This is a genomic window from Agarivorans sp. B2Z047 (assembly GCF_023373605.1).
In the GTDB taxonomy this organism is placed as follows: domain Bacteria; phylum Pseudomonadota; class Gammaproteobacteria; order Enterobacterales; family Celerinatantimonadaceae; genus Agarivorans; species Agarivorans albus.
The window spans coordinates 786262-807063 of sequence record NZ_CP088080.1 but is presented as its reverse complement, the minus strand read 5'-3'; the positions used below and the strand labels follow the sequence as shown (position 1 = coordinate 807063).

At 45.6% G+C, this 20802-nt stretch carries 15 protein-coding genes; 5 read left to right on the top strand and 10 right to left on the bottom strand.

The window, feature by feature from the left end:
• Positions 1-66 precede the first annotated feature (66 nt).
• From argH to argC, 5 genes are all read right to left on the bottom strand, one after another.
• The gene (gene argH / locus LQZ07_RS03685; protein WP_152783418.1) at positions 67-1944 is read right to left on the bottom strand and encodes an argininosuccinate lyase; all 1878 of its coding nucleotides are present in this window, start codon (positions 1942-1944) and stop codon (positions 67-69) included.
• An 84-nt stretch (positions 1945-2028) separates the two neighbouring features.
• Positions 2029-3234: an argininosuccinate synthase gene (locus tag LQZ07_RS03680; protein WP_152783416.1), complete on the bottom strand. Its 1206-nt coding sequence runs from the start codon at positions 3232-3234 to the stop codon at positions 2029-2031.
• Between the two features lie 42 nt (positions 3235-3276).
• Positions 3277-4191 (bottom strand): ornithine carbamoyltransferase, encoded by a 915-nt coding sequence (locus tag LQZ07_RS03675; protein ID WP_016403485.1) that lies wholly within the window; start codon positions 4189-4191, stop codon positions 3277-3279.
• A 9-nt stretch (positions 4192-4200) separates the two neighbouring features.
• Complete coding sequence (gene argB, locus LQZ07_RS03670) at positions 4201-4977, bottom strand: acetylglutamate kinase (protein ID WP_152783414.1); 777 nt, start codon at positions 4975-4977, stop codon at positions 4201-4203.
• 9 nt (positions 4978-4986) lie between these two features.
• Complete coding sequence (argC, locus tag LQZ07_RS03665; RefSeq protein ID WP_152783412.1) at positions 4987-5997, bottom strand: N-acetyl-gamma-glutamyl-phosphate reductase; 1011 nt, start codon at positions 5995-5997, stop codon at positions 4987-4989.
• A gap of 414 nt (positions 5998-6411) precedes the next feature.
• Here argC and ppc point away from each other — a divergent pair, with 414 nt between their 5' ends.
• The 4 genes from ppc to LQZ07_RS03645 all read left to right on the top strand — a co-directional run bounded on the left by ppc (position 6412) and on the right by LQZ07_RS03645 (position 11872).
• On the top strand, positions 6412-9051 hold the full coding sequence (ppc, locus tag LQZ07_RS03660) for a phosphoenolpyruvate carboxylase (protein ID WP_227981444.1): 2640 nt from the start codon (positions 6412-6414) through the stop codon (positions 9049-9051).
• A 133-nt stretch (positions 9052-9184) separates the two neighbouring features.
• Complete coding sequence (locus LQZ07_RS03655) at positions 9185-10438, top strand: hypothetical protein (protein ID WP_227981440.1); 1254 nt, start codon at positions 9185-9187, stop codon at positions 10436-10438.
• Positions 10439-10893: 455 nt separating this feature from the next.
• Complete coding sequence (locus tag LQZ07_RS03650) at positions 10894-11286, top strand: HIT family protein (RefSeq protein WP_152783408.1); 393 nt, start codon at positions 10894-10896, stop codon at positions 11284-11286.
• A gap of 97 nt (positions 11287-11383) precedes the next feature.
• Positions 11384-11872 (top strand): hypothetical protein, encoded by a 489-nt coding sequence (locus tag LQZ07_RS03645; RefSeq protein ID WP_152783406.1) that lies wholly within the window; start codon positions 11384-11386, stop codon positions 11870-11872.
• Between the two features lie 160 nt (positions 11873-12032).
• Here LQZ07_RS03645 and metF read toward each other — a convergent pair whose 3' ends face one another.
• The 4 genes from metF to LQZ07_RS03625 form a co-directional block, all read right to left on the bottom strand.
• Complete coding sequence (metF, locus tag LQZ07_RS03640; protein ID WP_152783404.1) at positions 12033-12935, bottom strand: methylenetetrahydrofolate reductase; 903 nt, start codon at positions 12933-12935, stop codon at positions 12033-12035.
• Between the two features lie 186 nt (positions 12936-13121).
• A complete protein-coding gene (greB, locus tag LQZ07_RS03635) occupies positions 13122-13601 on the bottom strand; it encodes a transcription elongation factor GreB (RefSeq protein WP_152783402.1) in 480 nt (159 codons plus the stop codon).
• Between the two features lie 66 nt (positions 13602-13667).
• Positions 13668-14693, bottom strand: coding sequence for a substrate-binding domain-containing protein (locus tag LQZ07_RS03630; protein ID WP_016403475.1), 1026 nt, complete (start codon positions 14691-14693; stop codon positions 13668-13670).
• Between the two features lie 271 nt (positions 14694-14964).
• Entirely contained in the window at positions 14965-17292 is a 2328-nt protein-coding gene (locus tag LQZ07_RS03625) for a glycoside hydrolase family 9 protein (RefSeq protein WP_152783398.1), read from the bottom strand.
• 277 nt (positions 17293-17569) lie between these two features.
• Between LQZ07_RS03625 and LQZ07_RS03620 the strand changes: the two genes are divergently transcribed.
• Positions 17570-19861, top strand: coding sequence for a Tex family protein (locus LQZ07_RS03620; RefSeq protein WP_152783396.1), 2292 nt, complete (start codon positions 17570-17572; stop codon positions 19859-19861).
• A 19-nt stretch (positions 19862-19880) separates the two neighbouring features.
• On the opposite strand, the gene LQZ07_RS03615 is transcribed toward LQZ07_RS03620, so the two are convergent.
• Positions 19881-20801 (bottom strand): putative metalloprotease CJM1_0395 family protein, encoded by a 921-nt coding sequence (locus LQZ07_RS03615; protein ID WP_152783394.1) that lies wholly within the window; start codon positions 20799-20801, stop codon positions 19881-19883.
• Position 20802: the final 1 nt, after the last annotated feature.

Here is a 20802-nt window from a genome sequence, read left to right as displayed (position 1 = left end):
CGACAATAGAAACGGCAATAAAAAAAGCCTCGCGATGCGAGGCTTTGGCAACACAAACGATGACTGTTAAGCCACGTTTTGCTTATGAATAAGTGTGCTGTTATCAATGATGAACTCTAAAGCAACTTCATCACAGGCATGCTGACGAGGACAAATATCACAATCTTTCATCACTTTCTCTGGCAGCATATTTTTAGAGGTTGGGCTAAAACCTAACTTCATGAAGAATTCTGGCACTCGAGTTAGTACAAATACCTTCTCGATTTCCATTTTCTTGGCTTTCTTCATTAAGTGCTGCACCATTGCACGACCTTGGCCAACACGTTGTGAGCCTGGGTTTACACCCAATGAGCGAATCTCTGCTAAACCTGTGTCGTATAGGTAAAGTGATGCACAGCCGGTAACTTTGCCAGCTTGCTCGCTAACCGTGAAATCACCAATTGCTTGTACTAGCTCAGGGCGAGGACGTGGCAAGTTTTCACCAGCTTGTGACCAGTAATTCACCATCTCTTCGATGTTGTCTAAATCGGTCATGCGGGCAGAACGAACATACAAACCTTTTACGTTACGTTTTGATAAACGTACTTCGGCTTCGGTTAGAGCATGTTCAACTTGCTCTGGCGCTACACCACCAAGAGCTTGGCGCTTCGCGAGAGTAGACTCTAACGATAAGTTTGGATAAACGTCGTCTTCAATCTCTGGTGCTAGCTCTTTAAACTCAGCCAAGCTTAGCTCTTCTAGCGGCACACCTTTTTCAATGGCTTTCACTACCGCAATACCCACAATATGGTGAGCCTCGCGGAATGGGATACCTTTAGCCACTAGATAGTCGGCAAGCTCAGTCGCATTAGAGTACCCACCTTTGGCAGCTTCCGTAGTGGTTTCTTCGTGCACACTCATATCATCAAGCACTAGCTCTGCCATAGCTAAGCAGTCGCCCCATGTATCTAGCGCGTCGAACAACCCTTCTTTGTCTTCCTGCATGTCTTTGTTGTAAGCCAAAGGCAATGCTTTTAAGGTCATCATAATGCCAGACAAAGAGCCGTAAACTCGACCGGCTTTACCACGAATAAGCTCTAGCGCATCGGGGTTTTTCTTTTGCGGCATTAATGACGAGCCAGAAGTCACTTGGTCTGACAAATCAAGGAAGGCAGACTCACCTGAGTTATAGAAGATTAAATCTTCAGCCATGCGGCTTAGGTGAATCATGCTAATAGATGCAGTAGAAATAAGCTCAACCACATGGTCGCGATCCGATACCGAATCTAAGCTATTACGTGTTGCGCGGCGAAAGCCTAAATCTTTAGCAATTTGCTGGCGATCCATTGGGTAAGCAGTACCGGCAAGCGCACCACAACCAAGCGGACAAACATCTACCCTGCTTAGCGCATCTTGCAAACGTGAGTAATCACGTTCAAACATTTCTACATAGGCCATTGCCCAGTGAGAAAAAGTCACCGGTTGGGCACGTTGTAAGTGAGTGTAACCTGGCAGAACAGTGTCTTGCTGCTGGCGCGCAAATTTAACCAGTTTTTGTTGCAGCTTGTCTAAATGCTCAAGAAGTTCAACCCCTTGGCTTTTACACCACAATTTTAAATCGGTAGCAACTTGGTCATTACGGCTGCGGCCGGTATGTAGCTTTTTACCTAAATCACCCACCCGTTGGATCAGTTGAATCTCAACCCATGAGTGAATATCTTCGGCATCGCTACCCAAAATTTGCTGTGGGTTTTCGGCGACTTGCTTACCTAAATCTAATAACGCGTCTTCAAGTTTGCTTTGCTCATCTTGTGTGAGAACGCCAACACTTAATAAGGCCTTAGACCAGGCAATAGAACCCGTTATGTCTTGTTCCGCTAAACGGTAATCAAAACGTAAAGAATCGTTGAACTGCTTAAATCTGGTATCTGCAGCTTGGCTAAAACGCCCACCCCACAATGCCATTTTACTCTCCATTTATTATTGCAAAGACCTCAGAGCAACTTGCCTCTGAGGTCTAAGTATTCCTGCTTATTACTTCTGCCAATCTTACTTGCTATTTAAAGCGCGGATCCGGCTGGCTAGAGAGTATAAACGAATAAAGCCTTCAGCGTGCTTTTGATCGTAAACTTGGTCTTCACCAAAGGTTGCAAACTCTTCCGAGTACAAGCTATTTGGCGAACGTTTTTGCACCGCAACGGCTTGACCTTTATAAAGCTTAATCACTACATCGCCATTGGCATCAGCAGCCATAGCTTCTGAAGCAGCAATCAGTGATTTACACAGCGGCGTAAACCAACGACCGTCGTATACCAAGTGTGCCATTTCTTGGCCCACTTTCTCACGCCATACCCGTGAAGTTTTGTCTAATACTAATTCTTCAATTGCGCGTAGCGCCGCAACAATCACCGTGCCGCCAGGAGTTTCGTAACAACCACGAGACTTCATACCTACAGTACGGTTCTCAGTAATATCAATACGGCCTACGCCATGAGCAGCAGCAATATCGTTTAGCTTCATTACTACTTGGTAAGGGCTTAATGCTTCATCGTTAACCGCAACAACACGGCCTTGTTCAACTTTAAGGCTTACATATTCTGGCTCGTTTGGCGCATCTACTGGATCAACAGTTAAGGTCCAAACACCTTTGCTTGGCTCGTTCCAAGGGTCTTCTAGCTCGCCACCTTCGTGTGAAATATGCCATGCGTTAGCATCTCGGCTGTAGATTTTGGTTGCAGAAGCAGTTGTCGCAATGTTGCGCTCTGCTAAGTAATCCAGCAAATCTTCACGGCTTTCCATGTCCCACTCACGCCAAGGCGCAATTACTGTTAGTTCTGGAGCCAATGCTGCAAAACAGCTTTCGAAGCGAATTTGGTCATTACCTTTACCAGTACAACCATGACATACCGCGTCGGCGCCAACTTTACGGGCAACTTCTACTTGCGCTTTAGCAATGATAGGGCGCGCCATTGAGGTACCTAACAAGTAAGTCCCTTCGTATACTGCACCGGTAGCAATGGTTGGATAAATGTAGTCAGCTACAAACTCTTCTTTAAGGTCAACGATGTAACATTCAGATGCACCAGAGGCTAAAGCTTTCTCTTCTAGGCCCACTAGCTCTTCTTCGCCTTGGCCAACATCGGCACAAAAGGCAACAATTTCACAGTTGTTGTAGGTTTCTTTTAACCACGGAATGATGGCCGAAGTATCTAGGCCGCCTGAGTATGCTAATACTACTTTTTTGATATCTGACATTTAAAAATTCCTTGTTTAACTCAGCCTAGAGCTGAACATTCACTAACTTAATAAACTTACTAGTACGGCGTTTTGTGCATGCATACGATTCTCGGCTTGATCAAAAATCAAAGACTGAGGACCGTCCATCACTTCCGAAGTAATTTCCAACTCGCGGTGAGCAGGTTGGCAGTGCAGCACGTGGTTAATACCACATTGTTGCATCAAATTCTGGTTAATTTGATAAGCCATAAACTTATCTTTTACAGATTGCAGTGGCGTATCGTCGCCCATCGATACCCAAGTATCACCATATACTACGTCGTAGCCTTTAATATCTTCAACGGTATTGGTCACTACAATTTTGCCGCCATGCGCTTTGGCTAATTGATTAGCTTTTTGCACAACTTGCGCATCTGGGCTTGAGCCTAGTGGGCAAACTGCAGCCACTTCCATGCCTAAGATAGCGCCGCCTAACAATAATGAATGCGTCACATTGTTGCCATCGCCTAAGTAAGCCAGCTTAACTTTACTTAAATCTGAGTAGTGCTCAGCGATGGTTTGGAAATCGGCCAAGCCTTGGCATGGGTGGTATAAATCACACAGTGAGTTGATAATTGGTACCGACGAATGCTCACGCAAAGTTTGTAGGGTTTTATGAGAAAACACTCGCGCTACAATCGCATCAGCCCAACGAGTAATGTTAGAGGCAAAATCTTTAACACTTTCACGCTCGCCCATCGCACCATTTTGCTGGTCTAAATAAACCGCATGGCCGCCTAAACGGTTAATGCCGATATCAAAAGTTACTCGTGTACGTAATGATGGTTTTTCAAACAAAGTTACAACACTTTTACCCGCAAGGGTTTGCCCATAATCTGCGGGTGTTTTTTTAATTTTAGCGGCCAGCTCAAGCAGCCCTAAAATTTGTTCTTGAGTTAGGTCCTGCAAGCTTAACAGGTGTTTAAAATCACTCATCATCTTTCCTTAAACGGTAACCTGAGTCCCTACCGACTCACCTTTATATGTTTGTCCAGCCAACAAGCTGGCGAGTTTCGCAGGATCTTTCCATGACGCTAGCGAAACTGGTGTTTGCAAAAATTCGGCAGCTTCTAGAGCCGCTTTAACTTTTACCGTCATGCCATCGGTAATCACACCATCGGCAATCAATTTATCAGCCAGTGCGCTATTTAGCTCAGCCACCAGCTGTTTATCTTGGTCGAGTACGCCAGCCACATCGGATAATAACACCAATTGGCCCTGCAGCAATTTACACACCGCTAACGCAGCTTGGTCGGCATTCACATTGTAAAGTTCGCCGTCTTCGCCAATACCAATTGAGCTCATTACCGGCACATGGCCCAGCTCAATAAGGCTATTTAACAATGCAGGGTTGCCTAAAGATGCCTCGCCAACGTGGCCTAAACGTGCATCCATTTGGCTTACTTTACAAGAGCCTGCATCACTTAAACACAAGCCCACAGCCGACAAACCTGCTTTTAGCGCTTGCGCTAACAACAACTTATTGCTGGTACCTGCTAAGGCACCCACCACATAAGGAATTTGCTCTTTTGGGGTAATGCGCAAGCCGTCCAACTTTTCTGATACAAAGCCGGTTTTAGCTAATACATCTTCTACTACTACGCCGCCGCCATGCACTAATACAATAGGTTGCTTAACTTGTTGCAAGGCAGCAAATAAATTATCTAGGGCTAGGCTGTTATTTAAAACGGCACCGCCTAACTTAATCACTAATGGTTTCATTGCCTGCTCCTAAACCAGCGACTCGGTAAGGGCAAAGCCATTACGAATATTCAAACACTGGATAGCTTGGCTAGCAGCACCTTTTAATAGGTTATCTTCAGCCGATACCACAATTAAGTCTTCACCTTGTTGTTGCCAAGCCACATCAATAAACGGTGTGTTTTCTACTTTGGCAATAGAAGGCCACTCACCTTCCAATATGCGCACAATGTTTTGGCCTGCATACGCTTGCTGATAAGCTGCATTTACTTGCTCTTCGGTGGTGCCTGCTTTTAGCGCCACATTAATAGTGGCTAAAATACCGCGTTTAAAGTTACCCAAATGTGGAGTGAAGATCACTGGGTGACCTAAGTGGGCAGCAATTTCTGGTTGGTGGCGGTGATTAAACACCCCATATGGCGCTAAGCTTACTTCGCAGAATGAGCTAATTAGCGAGGCTTTGCGCCCTGCACCACTCACGCCACTAGTAGCATTAATTACCGCTTTGTTGCTTGGCTCAATCAACCCAGCTTCAACTAATGGCTTAAGCGCTGTTAATGATGCAGTTGGGTAACAACCTGCTACAGCAACTAAATCCGTTTGCTTAATTTTCTCGGCATTCCATTCAGCTAAACCGTATACCGCTTTTTCTAATAACTCGGGGAATTGATGAGTAAAACCGTAGAATTTTTCGTAAAACTCTGCGCTTTGAACACGGAAGGCGCCAGACAAATCGAAGACCTGACAACCTGCATTTAAAAATGCTTCGGCTAAATCATGGCTTACTTCGTGAGCAGTGGCTAACAAAACAATATCAATATCAGCAAAGTTTTTGGCGATATCAGCCACAATTAACGGTTGCACGGGAGCGTCAACCACACCGCATAATTTGCCGTGCAGAGTAGATAGCGCCTTGCCTGCGTCTACACTTCGCTCTGAAACATACAACCCGGCAAGTTCTAAATTCGAATGGCGACTTACATAGCCTGCCAACTCTGCTCCGGTGTATCCACTTGCACCAACAATCGCTGCCTTTAACATCGTTTCTTGTTCCCTTGAAATCTTATGGCATAGTGTTATTTATTGAGCTGCATTTTACTGACCAAATGAACAAAATGTCACGCTTGTCAGCTCAAAAAAAACTAGCTGTCTTTAATATAAACGGAGAATACCACAGGCAATTCTTTATGCAATAAAAATGAATTTTTATTTATTGTTAAATTTACGCGTATAGGTTAAAAAGTAAGCTAAACAAAGTTGCCCTTATTAAAATATGAGTAACAATCTATAAATAGCCGCTTGATCCTAAGCAAAGGAAACAGCGTTATGTGTAATTTAATTACAGGTATTTTGACTATATGCTCGGTCTTAGGTATGTTTTTGCCCTAGGACTAGGGTGATTTAGTAAAAAAATTTCAATAATCGCTAGCAAACGCAAACAGTGAAGGAAAGACAATGAGCCAGAATATGCCTCAGGAGATTAACGCCTCGTTACGAGGAAATGTGAGTCTACTCGGACAACTACTTGGTAACACGATCAAGAGCCATATGGGAGAAGCGTTTCTAGAGAAAGTAGAAACCATACGCCAGCTGGCTAAGGCCTCACGTAATAACGATGATGAGGCGCGCGAGCAGTTATTGGAGCTATTGCGTAACCTAAGTGATGACGAGCTATTGCCGGTAACCCGCGCCTTTAGCCAATTCCTAAACTTGGCAAATATCGCCGAGCAATTCCACACCATTTCACGTAACTGCGAAGGCAGTACCTGTGCCCAAGATCCTATCGACCAAGTTTTCAATAAACTAAAGCAAGAAAACTTAAGTGAAGCAGAGATCCACCATGCAGTGGCACAGTTAAATATCGAGCTGGTACTTACCGCGCACCCAACCGAGGTGACCCGTCGTACCCTAATCAACAAACACGTTGCCATTAATAACTGTTTAGATTGGTTAGAACTCGACTTACCAGATCAAGAGCGCAGCCAACTACTTAGCCGCTTAGAGCAGCTAATCAACCAAGCATGGCACACCGACGAAATTCGCCAGCAGCGCCCTACTCCAGTAGATGAAGCTAAATGGGGTTTTGCGGTAATTGAAAACTCGCTATGGCAAGCCGTGCCAGATTTTGTGCGCCAGTTAGACAAAAAACTTGGCCAGCACTTCGATATGCGCATGGCCCTAGATGCTGCGCCAGTAGTGTTCTCATCTTGGATGGGCGGCGACCGCGACGGTAACCCATTTGTGACTTCTAAAGTAACCGAAGAAGTATTGTTGTCTAGCCGCTGGGTAGCGGTAGACCTTTACTTAAAAGAAATTCAAACCTTGGTTAGCGAATTGTCGATGAGCGATGCTAACGAAGCACTGCTTGAGCAAACTGGTGACCAAAACGAACCTTACCGCGCCTTATTAAAAGTATTGCGCAGCGAGCTGCAAGAAACTCACGACTACCTTACAGCCAAGCTAAAAGGCCAGTACACCGAAGCGCGCGATATTATCACCAATACCGAGCAGCTACGTGAGCCACTTGAGCTTTGTTACTACTCGCTACAAGACTGTGGCATGGGCATCATCGCCGACGGCACCTTGCTAGATCTACTACGTCGTATTGCCTGTTTTGGCATCAACTTACTACGTTTGGATATTCGCCAAGACAGTGGCCGCCACGAAGAAGTGTTCTCAGAAATCACTCGTTACCTAGGCATGGGCGACTATGCACATTGGAACGAAACCGATAAGCAGCACTTCTTACTGCAAGAGTTAAACTCTAAGCGCCCGCTGTTCCCACGTGATTGGGAGCCCAGTGAATCGGTACAAGAAGTACTAGACACGTGCGCCATTATCGCCAAGCAAGAGCGCGAAGCATTAGGCATTTACATTATCTCTATGGCGAGCGAGCCATCTGACGTATTAGCCGTGCAACTGCTACTGCAAGAAGCCGGTTGTCCATTCCGCTTGCCGGTTGCGCCTTTGTTCGAAACCCTAGACGATTTGAACAATGCACCAGCTACCATGAGCAAACTGTTATCAGTAGATTGGTACCGCGGTTACATCTCTGGCCAACAACATGTAATGATTGGTTACTCAGATTCAGCTAAAGATGCCGGTGTATTAGCGGCATCTTGGGCGCAATACCGCGCTCAAGAAGCGCTAGTATCTATCTGTGAAGGCCATCAAATCAGCTTAACTTTGTTCCATGGACGTGGCGGTACAATTGGTCGTGGTGGTGCACCAGCGCACGCAGCCTTGTTATCACAACCTCCAGGCTCACTAAAAGGTGGCTTACGGGTAACTGAGCAGGGCGAAATGATCCGCTTTAAGTTCGGCTTACCTAAAGTTGCCATGGATAGCCTAAACCTCTACGCCAGCGCAGTATTAGAAGCGAACTTGATCCCACCTATGGAGCCAAAAGACGAATGGCGCGAAGTGATGGATCAAATTGCCGAAACCTCTTGTGAAGCCTACCGTGGTATTGTTTGGGGTGAAGAAGAGTTTGTGCCTTACTTCCGCTCGGCGACCCCAGAGCGCGAGTTAGCTAAACTGCCATTGGGTAGTCGCCCTGCGAAACGTCGCTCAGACGGTGGTGTAGAAAGCTTACGTGCTATCCCATGGATTTTCTCATGGAGCCAAAACCGCCTATTGCTGCCAGCTTGGTTAGGTAGCGGTGCGGCATTCGAAGGTTTAATTAAAGAAGGTAAAAGCGAGCTGCTAACCGAAATGCGCGCGTGGCCATTCTTCGATAACCGCTTAGCAATGCTAGAAATGGTATTTATGAAAGCCGATACTTGGCTATCAAAAATCTACGACGAGCGCTTAGTGGAGCCAGAGCTACAGGAGCTAGGTGAAAAGCTTCGGGTTAAGTTAGAAGGCGCTAAAGCGGCCATTGTTTCGCTAGCACCAGACAACAAGCTATTGGCTAATCAAGCCTGGGTGGTTGAATCACTTAATCTGCGTAACCCTTACATCGATCCTTTGCATGTATTACAGGTTGAGCTGCTAAATCGTTCTCGCGCTAATGAGGAACTTTGCCCAGTAGTTGATCAAGCCTTAATGGTAAGCATTGCCGGTATCGCTGCGGGTATGCGTAACACCGGTTAAATACTTACCTATTTAACCGTAGCACCCCCGCTTTACGCGGGGTTGTTTGTTCTTAGGCTAAGCTAATAGCTTACTTTACAGGGTACTTTTGCTGCTTGGCAGCGTTGGCTCATTGATAGCTAGGATGTCTTCAATGCAACAATACAAAGGGTGGTTGTTTCTTGCCTCGCTGCTACTTTACTTACTGTATGCCTTTGGCGTAATTGGCATTAGTTTAGCCACCGCAGTAACCTGGGCTGCCGCCTTGCTGTACTTACCTCAACTTAGCAAAGCCATTCGCATTCAGGCGGGTTGTTTGTTAAGCATTGGCATCGTATTGCTATTAATTGCAGCCAAGCAAAATACCTTGCTAAGTGCCTCCGACATACTCTCAATAAACCTTCCCTTGCTGGCGATGTTTAGCGCGGTATCTTTTCTCGCCTTAGCCAATCCAGAGAATCAACAAGACCCTTTACCTATTGGCAAACGCAGCATTGCCTCAACCGCGCTCGGCATGAACTTGCTGGGTGCGGTAATCAATCTATCGATTGTATTCATTGTCGGCGACCGCTTGGCCAAACAACAAGCTTTAACTAATGCTCAGCAAAAAGTATTAATGCGCTGCTTTTGTGCCGCGGCTTGGTGGTCTCCATTTTTTATTGCCACTGCTGTTTCCATTACTTACGCCCCCGGTATGCAATGGTTAGATGTACTGCTGCCGGGCGCTTTAATGGCGCTAATTGCCTTGGCATTTACCACTGCCGAGGTATCGCTAAGAGAGAAAGACAGTTTTGCTGGTTACCCCTTACGTCGAGAAAGCTTAACCATTCCCTTTGTGCTCGCCACCAGCGTGATAGCTTTGCATTTCGCCTTCCCTGATTTCAGCATAATTTTAATGATTACCTGCCTAGCACCGATTGCAGCCTTAAGTTTTGCCAAAGGGAACTCAAAAGTGCTCATTGCCAGAAACTTTGTTAGCCATCGCTTATCTAATGTTGGCAGCCAGTACGTGCTGTTTTTAGCTGCAGGGGTATTCTCGGCGGGTATTAAAGCCTTATTGCTGGCCTATCCAGAAACCTTAAGCCTGCACAACGTAAGCTTTAATCATCAAACCTTTGCAGTAGTGTTAGCAATGATGATCGTGGCCTGCATGTTTGGTATTCACCCAGTTATTAGCATTTCTTTAGCCAGCCCTTTGTTATTGCCGCTTAATCCAGAGCCTAGTCAGCTAGGTTTTCTATTCTTAAGTTCTTGGGCAATATCCACCGGCAGCAGCCCGCTATCTGGCGTAGGCCTAACCATGATTGGCCGCTACCAATTTTCGACTCGGCAGATACTTAAAAACAACTGGTACTACGCCCTAATCATGTGGCTGATATGCTCTGGGGTAAATGTGCTGTTGATGTAAAAAGGGTCGTGGGCATGTGGTTAGTTCGTTTACATTTACCGTAAGCTTGAGCTTTCAACTTCTAGTTCACGATATGGTATCTAGAGTCAAACTCATTGCTGCTCCTTTATGTGTTAGCTATAGAGCAAAAGCTTTCGCCTGCGGCGACGTCATTTTTCTTTGACGAGCAAAGAAAAACGAAGCAAAAAGAAAACTCGCCCTGCATTATCTTTATCCTTCGTTGCTCAGTGGCAAGCGCGCCTGCGCAACTCGCTACGCTCAAACAATGCTCAGCTTGATCGCTTGTCACTTCCGCGACTCGGCGATAATGAAGGAAAGGAGGAAAGCTAACATATAATTGCCCCATTTCGAGTTTCAAGAGCTAAACTTCCAGTTCCCTCTTGACGTAATTTGACTGGCCTATCCAAATCCGAGTAACCTTCTAGAAGGGTTACTAATAGTTCTATAGATTGGATATGACGACAATTGTAGAGAAAATAGTTAGTCGTGAAATTAAAGCTGTTATCGTATTTGAATCGGAGGATGTTATTGCCTTTGCAGACCATGACCCAATCAATATTGGTCACGTACTGATTTGTCCGAAGAACCCCTATGAATCGTTCATAGATCTGCCAGGATCAGTGAATGCAGAGATTCAATATGTAGCGAAAGATTTATACTCGCGGATACTCACTAAATTTAACCCGGACGGTATCTCTTTTATTCAGAATAATGGAAGTTGTAACGAACTTGGTCATTACCACCTACATATCTTTCCTCGATTCAATAATGACAAATTTAAGTGGGAAACTAGTGGAATAGGAATCCAAACAGTTGATGACCTGAAGGTGACTTTCTCTGATTTTTAGCGAATCAATTCTGACTTATTACTGGCACCTAACAAGCAAAACAATCAAGCACTTGTCGCTGCGCTCCTCGATGGGATAAGTGCCACCGCGGAGCACCATGAAAAAACTTTACCTAAAAGCAAGGTTTCAAACCAATGCTTCATTTGAAGAGCTAGAAGAAGTGATGAGGGATAAGGTTCAGAGGTACTCACCTATAAACCGAGTAAAAAGTGAGTTCAAAGGAGTATTCTCGAAAAAGTACATTAAATTGCACAACAGGCAACAAGTCAAAGATGCTGGTCGCAGCCTTTCTTATCCCGTTCTTCGCGCTAAGGTCGAAGAGTTCGACATGGGCACAGAGTTCGATATTTGTATCGTACCTTCTGTAAGCACACTTCTATCTTCTGGTGTGTTTTTAGTATTTGGGATTAGTGTTTTTTCTAGTTTCTTATTTTGGAAGCTGTTTTTTTGGCAATTACTCATAGGCACTGCGTTGTTATCAGTATTTGATTATTATTTAATTACAGTGAGGTTTAACTCCCAAGCTAACAAATTATTAAGCCTTTTCGAAGATTCATTATCTTCTGGTCGGGGGGACTACCAATAGCAATATTTGGCCAAGTACATAAAAAGGTCAATCATATGGAGTGGCGATAACTAGTTAATGTCTAAAAGTTTGTTTGAAGATAACCTACTGTTATTGAAAGCATTCACGGATAAAAAAGCCTAGCATTGCTAGGCTTTTTACCTTTTCACTGTATAAGTCACTAAGCAGGTACTGCTTCAGCTGGGCGAACACCTAAGGTGTGGCAAATAGCGTAAGACAACTCCGAGCGGTTAAGTGTATAGAAGTGAAAGTCTTTCACTCCTTCGCGCGATAATACTTTAACCATTTCAATCGCTACACTGGCACCAACTAGGTTTCGAGTAGTTTGGTCATGCTCTAAGCCAGCAAACTGATTGTGTAGCCATTTTGGCACTTTTACATTGGCAAAAGAGGCGAACTTTTTCAGGGTATTGTAGTTAGATACTGGCAAAATACCGGGTACGATTTCCCCTTCAATGCCAATGGCTGCACAGCGGTCACGAAAACGTAGGTAGCTTTCTACATCAAAAAAGAACTGGGTAATGGCGCGGTTGGCACCGGCATCCATTTTACGCTTTAAGGCCAGCAAATCAGCTTGGGCACTTTTTGCTTCTGGGTGAATCTCTGGATAAGCCGCTACCGAGATATCAAAATCAGCTTCTTCTTTTAACAAAGCCACCAAATCGCTGGCGTACATTTGCGGCTTGGCGGAACCTTCTGGTAAATCACCTCGCAGTGCAACAATGTCTTTAATGCCACTGTTCCAGTAATCGCGAGCAATTTGGCGCAACTCATCCGGCGTTGAATCGATGCAGGTTAAATGCGGTGCAGCTGCTAAGCCTGTGCGGTCTTTAATTGCTTTAATCACCTTGTGAGTGCGGTCTCGAGTGCCCGAATTAGCGCCGTAGGTTACTGATACAAACTTAGGCTTTAAGGTTTGCAAACGCTCGATAGACGACCACAAAGTTTGCTCCATGGTCTCGGTGGTTGGCGGGAAGAACTCAAAGGACACGTTAATATCGCGGTTAAGCTCACTTAAGCTTTGATTGAGTGTTTCGATTTGTTGCGCGTTGTGAAATCCCATTGACCTTCTCCGTTAAAGACTTTTAGACGTCTATACCGCTAGATACTAAAGAGAAGATAAAGTAAGTCAACGCCATTCATCTTAAACATAGCTTTAGATGAATTATTTTCAACATGGGGATATTAGCCGCTAACTACTCGTTAAATATGCATTAAGACAAATAGTTAGCTAACAGAATTAGCTCCACTACTCGAAAGGAGTGTATTGAATAAGATTAATCCACCACTCTTTAGTGCCAGAGGGCGTTTTTACAAACACATCATCGTCAACTTGTTTGCCGATAAGCGCCCGAGCCATAGGAGAGTCGATAGTGATGTAACCCAGCTTTGGATCTATTTCATCGGTGCCAACAATGCGGTAGCGCACGATATCGCCTTCATCATTTTCCAGCTCAACCCATGCGCCAAAAAATACTTTGCCGTTTTGTTGGGGGTGATGGTCAACGATTTCTAAGGCATCTAAGCGTTTGGTTAAGAACCTTAATCGAGAATCGATGCGGCGAAGCTCTCGCTTACCTTCTTTGTATTCCGCGTTTTCTGAGCGGTCACCCAGTGCTGCGGCTTCGGATACTGCTTGAGTTACTTGTGGGCGTTTAACCTTCCACAAATACTTTAATTCTTCATCGAGTTTATGCCAGCCAGGGCGAGTGATTAAATTGGTTTTCATAGCTACGTAATTAAGTCTGCCTAAGCCGATTATAAACGACTTAGGCAGCAAACTCGCAAGCTTTAACTAGAGGATATGTGCTTGGGTGGTTTCGCGTTTCACCAATTCAACTGGAGGAATACGGAAGTTATTGCTAGCACCACCATTTAGCATGTCTAAAATGGTTAAGGCGGCAGCATAACCGGTATCAAATATGGGTTGACGCACTGTAGTTAGCGGCGGAATGAAAAACGCCGAGCCCGGCACATCATCAAATCCAATCACCGAAACCCGCTCTGGCACTGGTCGCTTGGCTTTGTATAAAGCCAACATTGCACCATGTGCGGTTAAATCATTAGAAGCAAAAATAGCACTAAACTGACGCTTGTTGGTTAACAAACGCTGCACCGCATCAAAACCGCCTTGCTCGGTAAAGTCGCCCTGCTCAACCAGCTGCAGCTTCACAGGCAAACCTGCGTGCTCCATGGCCTGGCAATAACCTTCATAACGTTGCTGAGCGTCGGGATGCCCCTCGGCACCTTTAATATGCACAATCTCGCGGTGGCCCAGTTGAATAAGATGATTGGTGGCCATGTAAGCGCCCACTGAGTTTTCAATCTTTATCGAACGTAAGCGGGCTGCTTCTAACTCACGGCCTAAGGCAACGATGGGCCTCTTCTTTGAAAACTCGACTACCTGTTCGTCACTCAACCCGCCAGTTACGATGATAATTCCATCCACCGAGCGCGATAACAGCAGCTGCATCGACTCCATTTCTTCTTCGCTATTCCAGTGGCCCGTTACAATAATATGTGAGTAACCTTGAGCCAGCAGAACTTCTTCAATTCCATTTAAAATAGATGAATAAAACGGGCTGTCTGGGTCTTGCACCAATACACCAATTGTCATGGTGCGGCTGCTAGCACTGGCTCCGGTTTGTTGGCCAGGCTTATAGCCAAGCTCAATCATTGCCGCTTGAATTTGCTTACGTTTTGCATCAGACACATAAGTGGTTTGATTCATAAACCGAGATACAGTGCTAGGTGAAACCCCAGCCAACGCAGCGACATCATAAACAGTTGAGCGTTGCTCTAATTTATTTTTATCTTTCACATTGATTCTCTGACAACTAACACTAGTTCGCATTATATCTCTCCCGGTGTTGCTAAATAGTGATAGCGACCTAGAAAGATATAACTCCCTGTCTCACTATAACCGCCTACTTAGCCAAGAACTTGTTTTCAATGATATTGAGCGTTAGAACGCCGTGACAGATCACATAATCTGCTGGTGCTTACACCCAAGTATCATTAATTACTTAATTTTTGAAGCAATAAAGGCCGACATAATGTCGGCCTAAAATACTTAGTTGTTATGGATTTACTTACTTGAGACGGTGTTCATCCAACACTGTAGTCACCCATACCAAAGGTGCATTCCAGTTGATGGTAATTTCGTTCAAGGTCCAGGCTCCAATCTCATCAGCAAAACAAGTTTGGCCAACACAGCCGCCCTTCATACCTGCCGCAACTGGGTCGCTAAAGCTGATTGAATTTGGTCCACCCGATAATGCGCCTGGTGCCGGTTTTGGTGAATTAGCATCAGCTTGATGCGCCCAAAAACGGTGGTGCGGATTCTTAAGCGGGTTGCTGCCATAACCAGTGATGTATGACTGATCAAGCGGGTTACGCCCTAAAATGTAATCCATGGCATGTATCAAAGCTTGCATGTACTTGCTGTCGCCACTGTAATCACTTGCATAGGTAAGGAAAATACCGCGATTCACTAAGTTTGAGTTAGACCCCCAAGGATACTGCTCTGTGCTGTATGGAATGTGGTAGCCCTCTTTTGTCATTAAAGAGCTGTATGCATCGGCCGTAGCAACAATCTTAGCGCGCGCTTTATCACGAGTTGCTTGATCTAACTTGCTAGGGACAAGAGCTAGGCTCAAAGTGCCTGCTGAACTTAAATCTTGCCAGAATAAATCACCTTTAGCTGTTTCATCACCTACTGGCGCCGCTAAGAATGCAGGAGATGCTTTAGCTGCTTCTAAGTACTTAGATTCACCTGTAGTAATAAATAGCTCTGCCGCTGCCCAATAAAACTCATCAGCTAGTTCTAGATCCCCGTAAGGGCCAGAGCCAGTGAAGTTATCGTAAGCGTATACTTCTGGGTGTTTATTGGCGGCTTGCCAAGCACGGCTTGCCGCAGTTAAACACTGAGCAGAGAAATCTGCATCAATATCTTTCCAAATACGCGCACACTGGGCTGCTGTTGCCGCTAAGTTTAAGGTTGCGGCAGTACTAGATTGGCCAACATGACGCTTTTGAGTATCTTTATGCGGCGGTAATGGCATACCGGTCCATTTCTCATCGGCTACCTTATGGAACGCCATACCAGAGGCGTCAATTTCGGTTAGCTTAAGGGAACGAATGTTTTCTTGTTGGTTACCCACAGGCACCGATACTTTGCTGCCTTCTGGAATTTGCATCGCTAGCATGAATTCCATGTTCCAGCGCGCTTCATCCAATAAATCGTTAACACCATTGCCCGCTTCTGGCATCGGTTGTTTGCCATCGGCAAACGGTTCGCTAGCGCCTTCAATAAACTGCGAGCGCTCGTACAGGTTCATTAAGGTCCAGGTACTAATGCCGCCGTTTACCACATACTTACCGTGGTCGCCCGCGTCATACCAACCGCCGGTGAGGTCCATGTCAAAATCACAACCTGGCCACTTGTTGCCTTTGTCGTCGGTTTTGTTAAAGCAGCTCACTACATCTGGCACATGCCCTGCTGGGCGCGCCAAGTTTGGACGTTGTACAAACTCTGGCTTAATCTCAATACCGCTTCGGTTCTGGTAGAAGTAAGCTAAGGCATCATGTTTCAGCTCACTATATATATCGTCGGCGATTTTGAAAGGATGACTAGTTTGGCCATCTACATCTAATACCAAGTTTTCATGCTTGGTGGTTAAAGCAGAAAAATCAGCTTGATGCACTGTTTCGCCAGATGCAGCATTCACCCCAAATATTTTGGTTTTACCGGTAAGCAGGTGATTGCCTTCGGCATCTTTCACTCGCCAAACACGAGGCTGTTGTTCTTCGCTGCGAATCACCGCAATTTTTTCTGATTTAGGATAGAAGCCAATCTGATTTAAACGAATATTAGGAATTTTGTTTACGATTACGAACGACTTACCTTTCACCGAGATATCGCTAAAACACAGTACCGCTTCTTTTTGGGCTCCTAGCTGGAACTGAAACTCGGTTTTAGCATCACTCTTTTGATCTTGAGTGAACTTGAAGCTAAAGGATTTTGGCTCAGTGCCAATTTCTAATACTTGATTAAAGTATTGCGTATAAGGTGCACCATTATGCTGAATAAGTGCGGTAAAGGCCGTGTCTTTGTTGGCGCGCGCCACAAAGTCGATGGCATAGTCTTGGCCTTCTTCCAAACCAAATCCGCGCTGGCCTAAAATTACATCCCATGGGTTAGAGCCGGCACGCTTAATGTCCATACAGGCTTCGCCGTCTTTGGCTACTAATTCGGCACCGCTAGACCACCAGCCGGTGGTGCCATTGCTAAAATCAGTATTACTAAGCATTTCATCGCTAGCCGCTAGTGCTGGGGCACTGATTAAACTCGCCAATACAATGCTTTGGCTAATACGGCTTAAACTAAAATTGATAAGAGTCTTGTCGCTCGCGCTCATTTCGCTCTCCTTGAACTGAGGCATTAAAATCTAACTTCACTCTAATTCAGCAAGTCGGTTTTGTTGATGGGCTTAGCTCACATAACTATGACCAAGGGCCTGCAACAAAACGTATCTATGAAGTGCTTATGAAAAATTTGTCACGCTGTGAAATAGTTTTCACGCTATTAAGATTCTACATATTAACTTTTCTGCTTGATGCCAGTTAATAAGCGAATAAGATAGAGGGCACTTTCTTTTGCTGCAGCAAGCAGCGCCTCTAAAATTACATAAGTCCATGCAAAATTTAGAACAACAAATTGCTTCAGATATCAACGCACAAGCTCAACAAGTGAGTGCCGCCATTAAGCTTCTTGATGAAGGTTCAACGGTTCCTTTTATTGCCCGCTACCGTAAAGAAGTTACCGGCGGATTAGATGACGGGCAATTACGCTTGTTAGAGCAACGCTTAATTTATTTGCGAGAGATGCAGCAACGTCGCAGCGCCATTCTTAAATCTATTGCCGAACAAGACAAACTTACTCCGCAATTAGAACAAGCCATTAATGCAGCAAGCAGTAAAACAGAACTAGAGGATCTCTATCTTCCTTACAAACCCAAACGCCGCACTAAAGGACAAATAGCCATTGAAGCTGGCATAGAGCCTTTAGCAGAGCTTTTGTTAAGCCAGCCAGATACCAGCCCAGAAAGCTTAGCCGAAGATTTTATTAATAACGAAGCAGGTTTTGCCGACAGCAAAGCGGCATTAGATGGTGCCAAGTTCATACTGATGGAGCGCTTTGCCGTACAAGCCCCGCTGCTAGCTAAGCTTCGTTTATTCTTACAACAAAATGCCGCGGTAAAGGCAGAGGTTATCGATGGTCAGCAACAAAATGGTCAGAAATTCCAAGACTATTTTGACTACCACGAAGCCATAGGAAAAATACCTTCTCACCGCGCTTTAGCCATATTGCGAGGGCGCAATGAAGGCATACTTAACCTAAGTGTAGAAGTTGAGCAAGAGGACGGGCTAAACCACCCTGCCGAGCAAATGATCCGCGACTATTTTGCTTTAGCCCCTAAAGGGCATGCTAGCGACCGTTGGATAGCGACCGTGGTGCAATGGACCTGGCGAGTAAAATTAAAACTACAGCTAGAAACAGAATTGCTCAATCAGCTACGCGAACGTGGAGAAGACGAAGCAATTAGTGTGTTTTCGCGTAACTTAAATGATTTATTGATGGCAGCCCCTGCAGGGCCTAAAGCCACCTTAGGTCTAGATCCAGGTTTGCGCACTGGGGTTAAAGTAGCGGTGGTTGACGCTACCGGTAAACTGGTTGCCTACGACACCATTTACCCTCACGCGCCACGAAATCAATGGCAAGACTCGCTTAAAACATTAGCGAGTTTAGTGACTAAGCACCAAGTTAAGTTGATTAGTGTAGGTAACGGCACCGCCTCGCGTGAAACCGATAAACTGGCCGCTGATCTCATTGGCATGTTGCCACCGCAAGGTTTGCAAAAAGTAATGGTAAGTGAAGCTGGAGCCTCGGTGTATTCTGCCTCCGAGTTAGCAGCGCAAGAATTTCCAGAATTGGATGTGTCGATTCGCGGTGCAGTATCAATTGCACGCCGCTTACAAGATCCCTTAGCTGAGTTAGTGAAAATTGAGCCCAAAGCAATTGGTGTTGGCCAATACCAACACGATGTTAGCCAAAGCAAACTATCACAACAATTAGACAGCGTAGTTGAAGACTGTGTAAATGCCGTAGGTGTAGATGTAAACATGGCCTCAGCACCACTGCTAAGTTTTGTGGCCGGTTTAAACACCACCATAGCGCAAAACATTGTGGCCTACCGCGACGAGCACGGTGCGTTTAAGTCACGCGCAGCCATCAAAAAAGTGGCTCGCTTGGGGCCTAAAGCCTTTGAACAAGCCGCGGGCTTTTTACGGATTAACCAAGCGAAAAATGCTTTAGATGGTTCGGCGGTTCACCCCGAGGCTTATCCCGTAGTACAGGCCATTGCTGAACATAGCCAGTGTGAAGTTAGCCAGTTGATTGCCAACGGTGAGCGCTTAAACAAACTCGACCCGAAACAGTTTACTAGTGACAAATTTGGTCTACCCACTGTAACCGACATTATTGATGAGCTTAAAAAGCCTGGTCGCGATCCTCGCCCAGAGTTTGCAACCGCCACCTTTAAAGAGGGTGTAAACACCATTAGCGATCTAAAGCCAGCCATGCTGTTAGAGGGCGTTGTGACCAACGTAACTAACTTTGGTGCCTTTGTTGATGTTGGCGTACATCAAGACGGTTTGGTACATATCTCCTGCTTAGCCAATCACTTTGTAAAAGATCCACATCAAGTGGTTAAAGCCGGCGATATTGTTAAGGTAAAAGTGTTGGAAGTAGAAGTGCAACGTAAACGCATTGCCCTTAGCATGCGCTTAGATGAAGACGTCCGCTCTACTCCATCTACAAACAAAACAAAACCAACGCACCATAAGCCTCATTCGGCCAAAAAGCCGCAAGCTAGTGCGCCGATAAATAGCGCCTTTGCAGATGCTTTTGCTAAAGCGAAGAAATAAATTTAAGCGGAGATTTAGATTAAGCTTGTAAGCTTAGTTGAGATTGCGGCTTAAAGGCCGCAGCACTGCTATAGCGCTGTTCGATGGTTTGATTACGCTGCGCCATTTGCTGCGCAATATCGGGGTAGCGTTGCTGCAAAGCTTGAGCATTTTGCTGCTCTCGCGCTTGCTGAGTAGGTTCAAACTCGGCACCTTCGGCAGCAATGGTGCCAAAAGCTGAAGGTTGTTCGTCTGATGCCAGCAAACCTGGCGGTTGCGCATGATTAAGTTCGCGTTGTGCTTCGGCGGCTTTTTGTTGAGCCTGTGCGGCCACTTGCCGATCTTGCGAGGAAGGCTCTGCGGGCGCTAGCGCCGCCCGTTGTACCTGCTCCATTTTAGCAATGGTAGCTTGTGGGTCGTCGGGGATTTCACTCACATCGATAGACACTTCACCGCCTACCGCATATTGCTTTCCATCTGGGCCACGTTCAAACTCAAAAGAGGCGGCACTGGCGTATTGTCCACCTACCGCTTGGTGTTGCGCTTCGTGGGTGCGCACCTCTTGGTCGCGCGCACTTAGCTCATCAACTTTCTTCTGCTCACTTTCGCTAAGCTCGTTTTGGCCTTTTTGTCTGGCACTGGGTTGCTCAGAACCGGGCTGGTCTTGGCTGCCTTTTTGCTCGTCTTGTTTACCCTGCTGCTCGCCTTGTTGCTCGCGACCTTGCTGCGCTTCACGCTCGTTTATTTTAGCTTGCTGCTGTTCTTGAACTTGAGGGTATTGAGCCGTACTTTGCGGCTTGCTGCGATCTTTCTCAGCGCCGACCTCGGGCTCTTTAGCAAAACTAGCGACTTCTTTAGGTTGAGCTATCACCTGACGCAACTGATTGTCGCGACGGGCTGAATCCGTAGGCGGAGTTAAGGTATTGGGGAAAACATTAGGCAAGCTAACATTGATATTCATA